At 37.2% G+C, this 15035-nt stretch carries 14 protein-coding genes; 9 read left to right on the top strand and 5 right to left on the bottom strand.

Translation table 11 applies throughout. From position 1 onward, the window contains the following. Positions 1-128 precede the first annotated feature (128 nt). From NBC122_RS14525 to NBC122_RS02785, 4 genes are all read left to right on the top strand, one after another. Entirely contained in the window at positions 129-284 is a 156-nt protein-coding gene (locus tag NBC122_RS14525; protein WP_246012431.1) for a hypothetical protein, read from the top strand. 785 nt (positions 285-1069) lie between these two features. Next, on the top strand, positions 1070-1852 hold the full coding sequence (locus NBC122_RS02795; protein ID WP_133438915.1) for an MlaE family ABC transporter permease: 783 nt from the start codon (positions 1070-1072) through the stop codon (positions 1850-1852). A 36-nt stretch (positions 1853-1888) separates the two neighbouring features. Next, complete coding sequence (locus tag NBC122_RS02790; protein WP_246012429.1) at positions 1889-2605, top strand: ABC transporter ATP-binding protein; 717 nt, start codon at positions 1889-1891, stop codon at positions 2603-2605. Position 2606: 1 nt separating this feature from the next. Further along, a complete protein-coding gene (locus tag NBC122_RS02785; RefSeq protein WP_133438913.1) occupies positions 2607-3605 on the top strand; it encodes an MlaD family protein in 999 nt (332 codons plus the stop codon). Positions 3606-3651: 46 nt separating this feature from the next. Here the strand turns inward: NBC122_RS02785 and NBC122_RS02780 are convergent, their stop codons facing one another. After that, a complete protein-coding gene (locus tag NBC122_RS02780) occupies positions 3652-5154 on the bottom strand; it encodes a BamA/TamA family outer membrane protein (protein WP_246012427.1) in 1503 nt (500 codons plus the stop codon). Between the two features lie 234 nt (positions 5155-5388). On the opposite strand from NBC122_RS02780, the gene nadD reads away from it, so the two are divergent. From nadD to NBC122_RS02765, 3 genes are all read left to right on the top strand, one after another. Next, positions 5389-5973 carry a nicotinate (nicotinamide) nucleotide adenylyltransferase gene (gene nadD, locus NBC122_RS02775; protein ID WP_133441039.1) on the top strand — a complete coding sequence of 195 codons (585 nt, stop codon included), beginning with the start codon at positions 5389-5391 and terminating at the stop codon, positions 5971-5973. A gap of 162 nt (positions 5974-6135) precedes the next feature. Further along, a complete protein-coding gene (locus NBC122_RS02770) occupies positions 6136-6477 on the top strand; it encodes a DUF3817 domain-containing protein (RefSeq protein ID WP_133438911.1) in 342 nt (113 codons plus the stop codon). Positions 6478-6816: 339 nt separating this feature from the next. Further along, positions 6817-9033, top strand: a complete 2217-nt coding sequence (locus NBC122_RS02765) for a TonB-dependent receptor domain-containing protein (RefSeq protein WP_133438910.1) — start codon at positions 6817-6819, stop codon at positions 9031-9033. Between the two features lie 343 nt (positions 9034-9376). On the opposite strand, the gene ctlX is transcribed toward NBC122_RS02765, so the two are convergent. Then, a complete protein-coding gene (gene ctlX, locus NBC122_RS02760; RefSeq protein ID WP_133438909.1) occupies positions 9377-10300 on the bottom strand; it encodes a citrulline utilization hydrolase CtlX in 924 nt (307 codons plus the stop codon). Positions 10301-10375: 75 nt separating this feature from the next. On the opposite strand from ctlX, the gene NBC122_RS02755 reads away from it, so the two are divergent. Continuing rightward, entirely contained in the window at positions 10376-11038 is a 663-nt protein-coding gene (locus NBC122_RS02755) for a copper homeostasis protein CutC (RefSeq protein WP_133438908.1), read from the top strand. Between the two features lie 285 nt (positions 11039-11323). Here NBC122_RS02755 and NBC122_RS02750 read toward each other — a convergent pair whose 3' ends face one another. Beyond that, on the bottom strand, positions 11324-12238 hold the full coding sequence (locus tag NBC122_RS02750; RefSeq protein ID WP_133438907.1) for a dimethylarginine dimethylaminohydrolase family protein: 915 nt from the start codon (positions 12236-12238) through the stop codon (positions 11324-11326). A 306-nt stretch (positions 12239-12544) separates the two neighbouring features. Between NBC122_RS02750 and NBC122_RS02745 the strand changes: the two genes are divergently transcribed. After that, positions 12545-14056, top strand: coding sequence for a trypsin-like peptidase domain-containing protein (locus tag NBC122_RS02745; protein WP_133438906.1), 1512 nt, complete (start codon positions 12545-12547; stop codon positions 14054-14056). A gap of 147 nt (positions 14057-14203) precedes the next feature. Here NBC122_RS02745 and NBC122_RS02740 read toward each other — a convergent pair whose 3' ends face one another. Next, entirely contained in the window at positions 14204-14647 is a 444-nt protein-coding gene (locus tag NBC122_RS02740; RefSeq protein ID WP_133438905.1) for a hypothetical protein, read from the bottom strand. After that, on the bottom strand, positions 14648-15028 hold the full coding sequence (locus NBC122_RS02735) for a Rid family detoxifying hydrolase (RefSeq protein ID WP_133438904.1): 381 nt from the start codon (positions 15026-15028) through the stop codon (positions 14648-14650). Between the last annotated feature and the right edge of the window lie 7 nt (positions 15029-15035).

The following is a 15035-nucleotide window of genomic DNA, read 5'->3' as shown; positions in this document are numbered from 1 at the left end:
TTAAATTACAACAAATAAATGTACAGACTTATGAACTTTACACAGAACAAATTTCGGATTTATTATTAAATGTCGCAAATTCTGAAAATGGGAGCAACTTATTGATGCAATTAACCTTAAATGCTTTTATGAAAAGTGAAAGACATCTTCATCAGCAGGAGAATGAAGGAGACTATGGCAATGGATACCGGGAGAGAAAAGCCAGGGGATTTGGCAAAGAGATGATTTTAAAAGTACCAAGAACAAGACACGAAACCAGTTTTTTAACCCAATCATTTATTTGATTGAGGTTTTTTTGTACTCTAAACTCATTGAAAAGAGTGAACTAGTCGCCAGTTTATCTCGTCCAAAAGACGTTCATTTTGATTATTGCTCAGGTTACGGACCTGATTGCCCGTGGAAAGATTTTGTCCTGTTAGAAAGATGCAACAAACCAGATGAAAGCTTTGACGATGATTTGAAAAATGGATTTTAAACCTTTAAATATACATTGTGTGGAAAACCAGGATGATACAACCACCTTGCTTTCAAGCTAAAGCAGCCCGTGATTTCCGCAAACGTCGGAAGTGATTAATAAACGGAACCACACGAATTGCAGTTAAATGATTTCTATATAGAGCAGGATAATAGCGATTCTTTTAAAAGTATACTGCATCGTTGCTTTTCCACCTAAACAGATCGATATTTATTTGTGCGGAAATATGTGAAGTAGATTGTGGTAAAATTGAAAGGGTATAAAACGGCTGATCTACCTAAATAAATTACCATTGATTTCGATAGAAACTTACTCTGAAATTCGTCGCATAATGCTGAACCTTTAGAAATACTATTTGATTGCAGGTAGATAAAAACATTCCGCATTTCAAAATACAGACTGCTTATTTTTCGGAGAGGTAAACCTTCGTGAAAAACATTCGGTTAAATATGATTTTCAATAATATTATTTGATTTGAAAACCGATAAAATATCTTTTTTGCTTTTTTTAATAAAATTTCTACAGTATTAAACTTTCATAAAGTCATTATAATTAGCCTGAATAATTACTAACTTTGATTAATACATTTTTTGTATGTTCAATCCAAATTCCATATCGGCTAACGCAAAATCATTTTTCTCCGAAATAGGAGATATGACTTTATTTGCGGGACGCTTTTTCAGGGAAGTTTTCAAGCCACCGTTTGAGTTTAAGGAGCTTATCCGGCAATGTTATAATATGGGAAACCGTTCCTTATTATTGGTGGGAGTTACGGGTTTTATTTTGGGACTGGTATTTACATTACAATCGCGGCCGACTTTGATACAGTTTGGCGCGCAATCCTGGATGCCGGATATGGTCAGTATTTCGATCGTTCGTGAGATCGGCCCAGTAATTATCGCCCTTATCTGTGCCGGCAGAATCGGATCGGGAATTGGGGCCGAACTCGGTTCTATGAGGGTTACCGAGCAGATCGACGCTATGGAAGTTTCCGGCACCAATCCTTTTAAATATTTAGTTGTTACGCGGATCGCAGCCACCACGTTAATGCTGCCGCTTTTAGTCATTATGGGAGATGCTGTTTCGCTGCTGGGTTCGGCTATTATTGAAAATATGAAAGGAGATGTCTCTTATATGCTCTATTTCAACAAAGTTTTCAGTGCACTTAGTTTTAGCGATATTATTCCGGCAACGATAAAAACTTATTTTTTTGGGTTTGCTATTGGTCTGGTCGGTTGTTATAAAGGATACAACTGCTCCAATGGTACTGTAGGAGTAGGAGATGCATCTAATTCTGCTGTGGTGTATACATCGATGCTTTTGTTTATCATTGATTTTATTGCTGTATTTGTAACCGATATTTTTTTTGATGTGTAGATGAATACCGTAAAAAACATAAAAATCGTCCTGGAGATGAAAAACCTCCATAAAAGTTTTGGTGACAATCATGTGCTTAATGGTTTCAACCTGAAACTCTATGAAGGAGAAAACTTAGTGGTCATGGGTAAATCGGGTGCGGGTAAATCGGTAATGATTAAATGTCTTGTGGGTTTGATGCAGCCCGATAGCGGGAGTATCACTATTAATGATCACGATATTACTGCAGTGGGACATGACGAACTGGATATGCTGCGTACCGAGATCGGTTTTCTTTTTCAGGGAAGCGCACTGTATGATTCGATGACCGTTCGCGAAAATCTTGAATTTCCCCTGCGGCATCATAAAGATAAAATTAAAAATTTTCAGGGAACCGAATTTTTGGTTAGAGAAGCTTTGGCTAATGTCGGTTTGGAAAATGCCATCGATTTGATGCCTTCCGAACTTTCAGGTGGCATGCAGCGCAGAGTGGCATTGGCGCGGGCATTAATTCTGAAACCGAAAATTATTATGTATGATGAACCCACAACAGGTTTGGATCCAATCACAGCAAAGGAAATTATCCAACTGATGCGGACGATCCAGGACAAATACCGTACTTCGTCGCTCATCATCACTCATGATGTAGATTGTGCAAGGGTAATCGCGAACCGAATGATTTTGCTGATCGATGGCATTAATTATATTGAAGGAACTTTTGCGGAACTTTCTGCTTCTAAAGACGAAAAAGTGCGGGCATTCTTTAAAAACTAAAATGATGGAAAAATCTGGAGAGAAAGTAAAAGTCGGTATTTTTGTAGTGGTCGGAACCGTACTTCTTATTGCTGCCCTTTATTTCATTGGCCAGCAACAGCAGATGTTTAGTAAAACCATTAAGCTTTATGCTGTTTTCACGAACGTAAATGGATTGCAGTCGGGAAATTATGTACGCTATTCCGGTGTGAATGTAGGCACAGTCAGCGATATTGAAATGATGAAAGGAGGAAGAATATCAGTTCAAATGTCGGTGGATGCAAAAGCAGGCCGCTTCATTAGGAAAGATGCAGTTGCTTCAGTTGCTTCCGATGGTTTGGTTGGCAGCATGGTGGTGAACATCGTTCCTGGAGAAAATCCGAACGCAAGGCGGGTAGTGTCCGGAGATACGATTCATGTGCGCTTCAGGATTGCGACTGATGAGATGCTTGCCACCCTGAGTAAAACCAACAAAAACGCCGCGTTGCTGACCCAGGATTTATTAAAAATTACCCATAAAATTCTCGAAGGCAAAGGGACAATGGGAATCATGCTGAGTGATACATTGATGGCAAAAAACATCCGCAAGTCCGTGGCTCAGATCGAAAAATCGACTGCGGGTACTTCTGCTGCGATTGCCAAAATAAATACCATTATTTCTAAAGTAAATTATGACCAAAGTGCTGCTGCAGTGCTGCTGAGTGATAAAGAATCGGCTGAACAAATTAAAACAGTATTTGCCAATCTTGAGCAATCGAGTAATCATATCAATGATATGACGGAAAATCTGGATGATTACATCAGGGAAATGAAATCCGGAAAAGGTGCACTCAATTATATTACCGGGGATCAGGATTTACCAAAAAATATAGATTCAACGATGGTTAATATCAAGAAAGCCACCGAAAAACTGAACGATAATTTGGAAGCCCTAAAACACAATTTCCTTTTCCGTGGCTATTTTAGAAAGCAGGCAGAACAGAAAAAAAAGGACAGTATCAAACGCAGTAAATTAAAATAATTTTTAATGTCGATTAGTTCCTTAGCAATAGAAAAGTAATTTTATTTTAAAACCTGCTCAAAATTCCCCAGTGGATTTTGGTGTCGCCGAATTTTATAGGATTTCCAAATTCACTCCCATTGGAGATTTGAAAACTCATTAAACCAATTGGCAGAATAAAATTAAAACCTAATCCCAAACTGTACAATTTCGGTTTTAGTCCTAAGTTTTTATTGTGCAGTTCGCCGTACTGGCCGAAGACATCGAAGAACGCCTGGTTTCCGGCCAGATAGCGGTATTCGGCAGTTCCGAAATAGTAGAAATCAGCGTACAGCGAATTTTCATTAAATCCCCGGAAAGAATTCCAACCTCCGAACCGCAATAATTCGTTGACCGCAAAATCGTTTTTGGAATTCAGAAGCGCAGTTTCTCCTCTTAAATTTAAATAATTATTCCCGGAAATATGGAAGTTTCTTTCTCCCGAAAAGAAATAATTGGTTTGGCTGGCGTTGATATTTTCGGCCGTATAACTGGTCGCGATATAATCAGCTTCGGCACGGAGACGGGTTTTGAAGAGAAATAATTCAACATCGGATGGTTGGGAATAATCGTACCACATTCCAATTCCTTTTTTATCGTAATCTCTTCCCTGAACGTACAGAGAATCTAGAACGGTGGATGTTTCAAAGGTTCCCCGCAATCCGATTTTCTGATTATTCCGCAAATGCAGATAGAAAGTCGGCGTTAATTTTACGTTCGCATAAGTAGAATCCTGACGGAAAATATTGACTTTAAAATTCCCACCAATATTTGATTTAAACAAATAAGGAATATCACTTTGCAAATCGAAAGTCTGGCCTTTGTCCGGATTTCTTTGCCAGAAAATATTTACCGTTTCGAAACCATTAAACATATTTCTAAAGTTCAGATTAAGACTTCCGTTGAAAGTAAATTTCTCCGTTTTATCGTTTCCAAAACCGATAACGCCGTCGAACGAGTTGGATTTTTTCTTTTGCAGAAAAAGAAAAACCTGAGTAGAATCTTTGGTAAATAAAGTTTGCGGTGGTTTTTCCAATAATAGAAAAGGATGATTTTGCAGCGACTGTGCCAAGCTGGCTAACGTTTGTTCCTGATAGCTTTTCCCCTGATATTCCTTTTCTAAATTCTTCACAAAACGGTGCGGAACCTTCTCATAACCTTTCAAAACAATGCCGTCAATTTTCCTTTGTTCGCCTTTAGCGACAGAAATCTCAATTTGTGCAATTTCCTCTTTCAGCCCTTTAAATTCAGATTTTACGCGGTTAAAAACAAATCCCTGATTTCTATATTTTTCGCTGATTTCCTTTTTTAAAGAATCTAAATTCTTGGTAAAAAACTCCGGTCTATATTTAAAGCTCTTTACAATTTCACCGGAAAGGTTGACCTGTGCTTCATTGTAGTTTTTTCCTTTATTAAAGTAGATTTGTGTTGAATTACCTTCTCTTTTTACTTTTTTTATTTCGGTAAAATAGTAATGGTTTTGGGTTAAAGAATCTAGGAATTTCACCGCAGAAGCAGAATCTTTTGCCATCGTCTTTTTGTTCGTCTGTACGTCGATTAACCAATATTCTTTTGTCTGCGCTTTAAGAAAAACACAGGAAAAAAGGAAAAAAAAGTGAAATAGGGTTTTCAATAAAATTGTTTCTTTGTTTGAACTCAATTTGTGGGCGTTTATTATATGTTCAGCAATATTTTTTTATCTTTATCAAATTAACTGTTTTCAATGAAATGGCGCTTAACTTTGCGCATTTCAGTACTTTTATTTATGAAAAAAATTGGTTTATTTTTCGGGAGTTTTAATCCCATTCACATTGGTCATTTGATTTTGGCAAATTATATTGTTGAAAATACGGATATGGATGAGCTTTGGTTTGTGGTCAGTCCGCAAAATCCGTTTAAAGATAAAAAATCTTTACTGAAAGATCATAACCGTTTGGATATGGTGCAGCTTGCCGTGAAGAATTATCCGAAAATGCGGGCTTCCAATGTTGAGTTTTCTTTGCCCATTCCGAGTTATACGATCGATACTTTGACTTACCTGCATGAGAAATATCCGGATTATTCCTTCTCCTTAATTATGGGCGAAGATAATTTAAACGGTCTTTCAAAATGGAAAAACGCAGAAACTTTAATTAAAAACCATCAGATCATCGTTTATCCAAGAGTTTTTGAGGAGTCGAAAGAAGCGCACGAATATCTACAACACGAAAATGTTTCTTTAATTAAAGCGCCTATTATCGAACTTTCTGCCACTGAAATCCGCAAGATGATTAAAGACGGTAAGAACGTGAGGCCGATGCTGCCGCCTGAAGTTTTTGAGTATCTGGACGGAAGTAATTTTTATAAATAGGAAATTTTAAATCACAATAGTTTTATGATTATTAAAGTCCGTGAAAATATTTCTTAAAGTTCACAAAAAGCAATATTGAAAAACATCAGTTTCATCTTATCAATATTATAATTCTTAAATTTGCTGCTTCACTTTAACTAAAGTTTTTTAACAAAGATTTCTATGCATTTTATCGAGAATTTTTTTGCAAAATATAGCCATGAGCAAATTGTTAAATGGTTTAAACAGATTTGCGTTGCCGAAGCCATTTCCTGCTTTCTACTTTATTGCGTTGCCATGGTTTGGAAACGGTATGATCAGGAAGGTTTGTGGCCGACGGTTTTTATAATCATCATCGGAAACATCCACGGATTATTTTTTACATTGTACTTATTGCTTTTAATTCCTGCCAGAAAAATCTATACCTGGGACGATGAAGATACCGTATTTGCTTTACTGTCGGCGTTTTTCCCTTTCGCTACGATTTGGGTTGATAAAAAACTGGCAAGGCTTGACAGGGAATAAACTGATTAGCAGCACATTATTTAAAAGAGCAGAAATTTCTGCTCTTTTTTTGTTTTTTAGGGTAATGTTTTGGTCTGTTTGGTTGTCTTCTATTTGTAGCTTCTAAAAAAGTAAAAATTTTTATTACTGATTATCAGTTATTTAGTTGTTTTAATTAAGTTTATTCACTACTTTGTATTGCATGATACTAAATAAATGACATATCTTTGCATAGTAATACTACTAAAAAAACTATAACTGAATAAAAGAAGGAAGCAAAAAACCAATAACCCAAACTAATAACCTGCTCTAAACTAATAACACCGCTTCCTTTTTTTTCTTTTTTTAAAATTAAACGCCATGAAAAAACTTATCATCACCGTCCCACTACTTACCGGATTTGTTGCTTTAGCACAGGGAACTCAAAAAAATGATTCTGCAAAAGTGCAGGAAATCAAAGAAGTCGTAATGACCAAAAAAGTGTTCAAAAAAGAAAGCGACCGTTTTGTATATGATGTTGCGGCTTCGCCAGTTGCTAAAGGAAATACTGCTTTCGGACTGTTAAAAGAAACTCCTTTGGTGTCTTCTACCGACGATAAAACTTTAAAAATTGCCGGAAAATCCAACGCCGTCATTTACATCAACGGAAGAGTTACGCAGATGGATGCAGAATCTTTGGTTCAGTTCTTAAAAAACACGCCGGCAGAAAATATCCAAAAAATCGAAGTGATTACCATGCCCGGAAGTGAATATAAAGTGGAATCTTCCGACGGAATCATCAATATTGTTTTGAAAAAGAAGGCCAGCAACGGTCTGAACGGAAGTTTGAGAATGAATAATCAGCAAAATTATTACAATTCTACAGGTGCCGGTTTAAGCCTGAACTACAGAAAAGACAAGTTGGGAATCAGCACCAACATCAACACCAGTGAAAATATAGAGGAGCAATATTATATTTTAAAAAACGGAAACAGCACCGCGACCAACCAGTCTGAAGGAAGAATTACAGATCCGAATAAAAATTTAGGAGGTTACCTGAATATTGATTATCAGTTGAATGACAAGAACAGTTTGGCATTAACGTATAATTCACGGGCGAACAGAAGTTATAATTCCACCGTCAATCTTTTTAATACCACGACCGATTCCGTTAAAAATGAAACCGATTATACCTGGACGAGAAGTAAAGAAGACGCGCGTTCTTATAACAATTCCGCGAATTTAAATTACGAGTTGAAGACCGATTCTCTGGGAAGTAAACTGAATCTGAATGTTGCAGGTTTACTGTACAAACGATTTCAAAATTCGAATAATTTCACCATCGCTTCTGATCAAAATGGAAATGATGGCGGAAGGCTTCTGAAAATTTATCAGGAACAGCCGCAAGTCATCCATAATTTTTCGGCAACCGCAGATTATGTTCAGAAGTTTAAAAAAGATTTAACTGTTTCTTTCGGTGGAAACTTCAACAAGACAAAAACTGATAATGACACCAAATACGATACGTACAACTATATTACAAATGTTGTAGATCCACAACCTAACCATTTCCTATATGATGAGAATATTTTTGGCGGTTATCTTACGGTTGAAAAAGTATTTTCCCCAAAATTCTCCGGTAAATTGGGCGCCCGGTATGAACTGACCAACAGCGAAGGCCACTCTGATAATGCGCAGGATGAAAACCTCAGAAATATCAAAAGAGATTATGACAAGCTGCTGCCATATCTGAGTATGAATTATGCAATTAATGACAAGAATACTATTTCCTACGCCTTTTCCAGCAGAATGAGAAGACCAAGTTTTTGGGAACTCAATCCGGTGCGGAATATTTTAACCGAATTTAATTATACCCAAAACAATCCTTTTGTAAAAGCATCTTCGGTCTATAATCAGGAATTGACTTATATGTATAAAAGTTCTTATTTTCTGATATTGAGTCACAGTTTAACCAAAGATCAGATCACCCAGGTTCCTTTGCAAGGCGTGATCGACGGGAAAAATCAGCTGAGATACATCCGGACGAATTTCGGTGACAAACAGCAGTTGAGTGCGATGCTTGGAATGCAGAAAACTTTCTTTAAAGGATATTTGACATCCAATTTTAATATCGGTGTGCAACGGAATATGAACAATGGAAGTTTGAATCAGGATCCCCTGACAGGCGATATTTTTCCAACCTACGAAAATCATATAGCGTCGAATAGTTTATTGATCCAAACCAATAATAATATCCGTCTCGACAAAAACAAAACCTGGTTTTTAGGGATGAATTATTTTTATGTTGACCAACAGCAAATTGAATTGGGACAACTTCACAGTTTGATGAGTTTAGATTTGAATATTAAAAAAATCTGGGATCAATGGACTTTCTCGCTTGGACTTGATGATGTTTTAAATACGCATAAAATAGTTATTGAAGATTACCAACAAAACGGGAATTACAATTATGTCAATCAAAATCAATACAGAAGAGGAGTGGAACTGACCATTGTCTATAACTTTGGAAACCAGAAGGTGAAAAAAGTTCGAACTATCGACAGCGCTGATAAAGACATTAAAAACAGAACCAGATAATTTAAATTTTTCATACTTCATATTAAATTGTAAAAAAAATCCATGACGTTATGTTGTGGATTTTTGATGTTTAAAAGGGTTGGGATTTTAATCTGGTTGGAAAGTTTTGCTGCGGCAGTAAAAATCAATTGGTGTTACAAAAAGTATCGTAGCCTTCAGCCACGGAAACTCTTCCGACATTGAACGCTACCAAAACTAGTCAGAAATCGGATTTTTAATTCAACACTGCAAACAAAAAGCCACTCAATAAAGTGGCTTCTTTTTTATAATAAACTGCAGTTTGGTTCGCTTATAAATAATTGCTGTGGAAAAGATGTTTCGTATTCGTCCACAATAACTGATATTAATTCTTCGGTAGGAAAACTTCCGCCAGCATGCATCTTGCGCTTCCGCCGCCGTTGACTTCAATCGTATTCAGATCGGCATAAATGATTTCGCAGTAATTCTCTATTCTTTGAATTTGTTCCGGAGTCAGTGATTTGTAAGCCGTTTCGCTCATCACTAAAAATTGCGTTCCTTCTCCATTTTGAACCTGTAACATGTTTCCTGCAAACTGGTGAAGCTGCTCTTCAGTGATTTCAATGATTTCTTTTTCGGTTGATTTGATGACTTCCTGTACTTTTTCCCTTTCCAGTTCATCATCGATACAATCAAGGCAGATTACCACAAACTGTTCTGCAACGCACATCATCACATTGGTGTGGTAAATGGGTAATCTTTGATTTCCGACATTTTGATACGAATGGAAAACAACCGGCGTGTAGTCAAACTGCTTACAAAAATCACGGAATAATTCTTCATCTAAACGGAGAGAAACAGAACCGTAGGCGATTTTATAGTCATGGTCGAAAATCATACTTCCCGTTCCTTCCAGAAATTTGTCCTCATTTTCGGGAGATGATAAATCGTCGACCTCCTTAATTACAAAGCCTTCATTGCGAACGGTATCTAAAATATCGGCGCGCCTTTCAACTCTCCGGTTGGGCGCAAACATCGGGTACAAAGCCACTCTTCCGTCTTCATGAAAACTCACCCAGTTATTCGGGAAAATAGAATCCGGGGAATGGGGTTCTAAAGTATCTTTCACCGTAATCACCTGAATTCCTTTGTCTCTAAGTTTTGCAACGAAATTATTGAATTCCTGAAGCGCTTTTTCCTGAATATCGGCTTCTTTTTGTTCAACCTGAAAATAATTGTTTTGAGCAGTTTGAGAATTGTAACCGAAAGCGATCGGTTCTACCATCAGAACGGTATTGGCTGTTTGCATGAATTGTATGTTTTAGCAGGATATTCACCCCTTTATGTCACAAAAATACTTAAATTTATAGACAATAAAAAACCTATGTTAGAAATTGCCTGTTTTGAAGTGACCTCTGCGGAAACCGCCTGCCAGTCGATGGCGGATCGAATCGAATTCTGTGATAATCAGGAGCTCGGCGGTACCACTCCCGACTTCTACGAATTTTTGCATCTCAAAAGAAATTATAAAATGCCTGTTTATGTGATGATCCGTCCCAAAGGTGGGCCTTTCTTTTATTCTGAGGATGAATTTGTTCAGATGAAAAACAGTATTATCACTTTTAAAGAAGGAGGAGCAGACGGTTTTGTGTTTGGGGTATTGACTTCTGACAACGAAATTGACGTAGTCAGAAATAAGGAACTTCTCGAGCTTGCCGGAGAAACGCCGTGTACTTTTCACCGTGCTTTCGACCGGACCGCAGATTTGGAAAAATCTATTCAAACTTTAATTAAATTAGGTTTCAAAACGGTGCTCACTTCCGGTGGAAAACCAACAGCCATGGAAGGAAAAGAGATGCTGAAAACTTTAATTGAAAAATATTCTGATCAAATTGAGATTCTGATTGGCGGCGGCGTACGTTCCAAAAATATTTTGGAATTAAAAAAGTTTACGGGCGGAAAAAGTTTTCATTCTTCTGCGATAAAGGATTATGATACCTTCGTTACCGACGATGAAATTAAAAAGTTGAAACTGTTAAGTTCTTAGAACCTTTATTTAAACCTCAAAAGACACCAAAGTTTTGTACTTGAAAGAAATTTAAAAGTTCAAAAAAATGGTATTGAAAATCTGACTTTTGTAAATTTAGCGTCATTCAGTTGAAAAAATGTTTACCGCAAAAGATACAAAAGCATTCTGCTATAATAAGTAACTCAAAAGATTGCAAAATGTAAGTGGAATAAAAATTCTGTTTTTTTTGAATTCTTTTGGCAATCTATTTTCACATTACTTTTTTGTCTCTTTTGCGGTTAAAAAAGAATTCTATTTTTAAAATTATTCCCTCACCAAAGGCATCGTAGAACATCTGAGCAAGCCACCCATTTTCGAAATCTCACGATACGGAATTTCTTCCACCGTCATTCCCCATTCGTTTCTCAGGTGATTGTTCATTCTTGTAAATGAGGAGTCGGAAACGACGATTTCCGGTGAAATCGAGAAAATATTAGGATACATTTCGAACATTTCTTCATCGGTCACATGAAAGCAGTTTTCTTCACCGAAAATATCCAGGATCAGAAGATAATCGCTTTCATCCACAAAACCGTCTTTATAAATTATGCATTTATCGGTCCCGACAGGATTGAAAGTACAGTCGAGATGCAAGATCCCTTTATAAGGTTCGCGGTCGTTTTTCTTTAATTCAAAATCAAGAATTCTTTTTTTAGGAAAATACTCCTTCAGGATATTAATGGCGTATTCGTTGGTCCGGGCGGTTTTGAAATTTCTGTAATCTTCAGAAAAACAGGTTCCTATGAAAAGAAAATCGTTCCAGACGATTACGTCGCCACCTTCGATGTGGGCTGTTTCTGGAAGATTGATGATGTCTCTCCATTTCACTTCCTCGAAAATCTTACGGTAGGCTTCCTGTTCATCCGCACGGTCGGCAATCACATTAGAAATAATCATTTTGTCATCAATAACAAAAGCGACGTCACGGGCAAAAACCTGATTGTAATTTTCGATAATTTCCGGACGGAATACCTGAACACCGTATTTTTTTAATATTTTTTCAAATTCGTTCATCTCATGTATGACCTCTTTTTCGGTAGGATAAATGCCTTTCTGAATGGTGTCATAAGATTTCGCATCGTAACTTTCCTCTAAAGTGGGAATGGCTCCTAAAGAATTAGGCTGCCCCAGAACAACCGATTTAAGCTTTCCTGTTTCATTTTTGATATTGAGTTTCATACGATATTGCTGATTAGAAATTTAAAGAAGTAATTAGTTTGTTTTGATTTTAAGAATAGGTTTCAAATATAACAAAGATTTTTTTGTCTGTCATCATTTATCTGCTATTTTGTCATTGGAAATGATTCTCAAGAAATTGTTAAAAAACAGGATAGGTAAGGTGAATTTATATAAAAATATTTAAAATATGGTAATTGTTGTTAATGTTTAGTTAAAGTTGAAACGAACCCCTTTTTATGAATACTGATTTAGCACTAAATTTGTTTAGTAAACAATTAAATATAACGTTTTAAATATTTTATGACGATGAGAAACACCTTAAAAAAACTGATTCCGTATGCAGTAGTAGGAGTAATGTCTGGAGCCACAACCTTTGGCGCATTCAATTACTTTAATGTAAAAAACCATGATTCAGATTTTAATTATTTTGCTCCCAAGACAAGCGATGCAAAATACGCCTCTTTTAATATGGCGGGAGTAGGCGATGACTTCGTGAAAGCTGCCAAAATGACAGTTCCAGCCGTAGTGAGTATCAAAAACTTTTCCAACAAAAAAAGCAGAACAAGTGATCAGGATATGTTTGATTTCTTTTTCAATCCTTTTGGCGGAAATCCAAGACAGCAGCAACAGGCTCCGCCGCCTAATATGCCTACCGGAATGGGTTCTGGAGTAATCATTTCGCCGGACGGTTATATTATTTCTAACAACCATGTAATTGCCGGTGCAACCAAATTAGAAGTCGTTCTTTCTAACAAGAAGTCTTATGTTGCCAATTTGGTAGGTACGGATCCTACCACCGATATCGCCCTTTTAAAAATCGAGGAAAAAGGATTGCCTTACCTTAATTTTGCGAATTCCGATAATGTAGAAGTCGGGCAATGGGTTTTAGCAGTCGGAAATCCGATGGGTTTAAATTCTACGGTTACCGCAGGGATTGTTTCTGCAAAAGGACGAAGTATCGATTTGCTCAGCCAGCAGTCTAAATCGCCGATTGAAAGCTTTATTCAGACCGATGCGGCCATTAATCCGGGAAATTCAGGTGGAGCGCTGGTTAATCCGAATGGTGAATTGATCGGGATTAATTCTGCGATCTCTTCCAAAACCGGTTATTATGAAGGGTACGGTTTTGCGGTACCATCGAATTTAGCAAGAAAAGTAGTTGAAGATATCAAACAGTTTGGATTGGTACAGAGAGGATTTTTGGGCGTAGTGCCTTTGGATCTTTCCGATGAAAGAACTGTTGCCGCCTACAATCAGCAGAAAAAAAGCAATCTGAAAAGTGGGGACGGTGTTTATTTAATTGAAGTTGCCGATAAAGGGGGAGCTGAAGATGCCGGTTTAAGAACGGGTGATATTATTACCAAAGTTGATAATACGGCGGTTTCCAGTTATTATGACCTGTCCTTTGCGGTAGGAAGTAAAAGACCAGGCGATAAAGTAGCAGTCAGTTATCTGCGTAACGGAAAACAAAGCACCGTAAATGTGACTTTGAAAGACCAGACAGGGGGAACTTCACTGAGAAGCAAGGCGGATTTAAGTGTTACCGAGAAAATCGGCTCAGAATTCGAACCATTAAGTGAAAAATTCAAAACCGATTATGGTTTAACCAGTGGCGTTATTGCCAAAAATGTACAGGATGGCAGTGAAATGTCGAAAATCGGAATTGTCGATAATTACATCGTCATCGAAGTGAACGGTAAACCCGTGAATTCCCAAAAAGACATTGAGAAAATTCTGCAGGGTTACAGCGGAAACGTACAGGTGAAATATGTTGACGAAATGGGCAGAATTACGACAAGAGGATTCAAAATGCCTTAACTGGATTGATTAACAAATAAAAAAGAAGCCGTCTCATAACTATATGAAACGGCTTTTTTTATGGTTTTCTCACGGACTCCTGTTCGAGCATAGGGTTCAAATATTAGAATCTCTGAGGGTTAGTTGGAGTATTGAGACACTTTCTTTTTATTTGTTAAGTTTCCGTCGCTGTCTTTTTTTTCTTTCATAAATTACCTCTGTAATCTTGCCGCCGATCCATGCAAAAGGGAAGAAGGTAAGGAAGATTAAAATTTTATAAAAGGTTGGATGATACGGGAAAATAATGATGTCCAGCATCGCCATAAACAGCAAGATAAAACCTATTAATATGGCATAAGCCACTTTCGCGTATTTTACAATAACTGCAGTAACAACACCGCCTACGGTCGCCGCAATGCCGGAAGAAATGAGTAAGGCTACAAAAAAATAAGGTTTGTGCTCCATCGATTTCAACAGTGTTTCCCATCGTTGAAAAGGGGCGTATTCCCCGTAGGTAATCCACGATGAGTTCAGCCTTATTCCCAGTGAAATAAGAATTGCCGCCACAGCCAGACCTGTGAGAACTGCAAATGTATTTCTTAGAAAGTTCATTTAAAATTGATGTGCGATCATAGAGATTTCAATGTCTACATTTCTCGGTAAACAAGATACCTGAACTGTTTCTCTTGCCGGATAACTTTCCGGGTTAAGGTAAGAGGCATAGATGTCATTCATCACGGCGAAATCATCCATGTTTTTCAGGAAAATAGTTGCTTTCACCACGTTATCGAAGGTGAGTCCTGCTTCAGTAAGAATCGCTTCTAAATTTTTCATCACCTGATGAGTCGCTTTATCAATGTCTTCTTCTATTTTGCCAGTTTCTGAATTAAAGGGAATCTGCCCGGAAATATAAAGGATTCCATTCACAAAATTCGCTTGTGCATAAGGTCCAATCGCAGCTGGAGCTTTCGAAGTAGAGATAATCTTTTTCATAAGTAGG

It is taken from the genome of Chryseobacterium salivictor, assembly GCF_004359195.1.
Lineage (GTDB): Bacteria > Bacteroidota > Bacteroidia > Flavobacteriales > Weeksellaceae > Kaistella > Kaistella salivictor.
This window is presented reverse-complemented; position numbering and strand designations above follow the sequence as displayed.

Excerpts from the sequence above, each read along its gene's own strand:
- ctlX (WP_133438909.1), bottom strand. The coding sequence starts at position 10,300 with ATGCAAACAGCCAATACCGTTCTGATGGTAGAACCGATCGCTTTCGGT.
- NBC122_RS14525 (WP_246012431.1), top strand. The coding sequence starts at position 129 with ATGAAAAGTGAAAGACATCTTCATCAGCAGGAGAATGAAGGAGACTAT.
- NBC122_RS02785 (WP_133438913.1), top strand. The coding sequence starts at position 2,607 with ATGATGGAAAAATCTGGAGAGAAAGTAAAAGTCGGTATTTTTGTAGTG.
- NBC122_RS02745 (WP_133438906.1), top strand. The coding sequence starts at position 12,545 with ATGAGAAACACCTTAAAAAAACTGATTCCGTATGCAGTAGTAGGAGTA.
- NBC122_RS02740 (WP_133438905.1), bottom strand. The coding sequence starts at position 14,647 with ATGAACTTTCTAAGAAATACATTTGCAGTTCTCACAGGTCTGGCTGTG.
- NBC122_RS02795 (WP_133438915.1), top strand. The coding sequence starts at position 1,070 with ATGTTCAATCCAAATTCCATATCGGCTAACGCAAAATCATTTTTCTCC.
- NBC122_RS02765 (WP_133438910.1), top strand. The coding sequence starts at position 6,817 with ATGAAAAAACTTATCATCACCGTCCCACTACTTACCGGATTTGTTGCT.
- NBC122_RS02735 (WP_133438904.1), bottom strand. The coding sequence starts at position 15,028 with ATGAAAAAGATTATCTCTACTTCGAAAGCTCCAGCTGCGATTGGACCT.
- NBC122_RS02750 (WP_133438907.1), bottom strand. The coding sequence starts at position 12,238 with ATGAAACTCAATATCAAAAATGAAACAGGAAAGCTTAAATCGGTTGTT.
- NBC122_RS02790 (WP_246012429.1), top strand. The coding sequence starts at position 1,889 with ATGAAAAACCTCCATAAAAGTTTTGGTGACAATCATGTGCTTAATGGT.
- nadD (WP_133441039.1), top strand. The coding sequence starts at position 5,389 with ATGAAAAAAATTGGTTTATTTTTCGGGAGTTTTAATCCCATTCACATT.
- NBC122_RS02755 (WP_133438908.1), top strand. The coding sequence starts at position 10,376 with ATGTTAGAAATTGCCTGTTTTGAAGTGACCTCTGCGGAAACCGCCTGC.
- NBC122_RS02780 (WP_246012427.1), bottom strand. The coding sequence starts at position 5,154 with ATGGCAAAAGATTCTGCTTCTGCGGTGAAATTCCTAGATTCTTTAACC.
- NBC122_RS02770 (WP_133438911.1), top strand. The coding sequence starts at position 6,136 with ATGCATTTTATCGAGAATTTTTTTGCAAAATATAGCCATGAGCAAATT.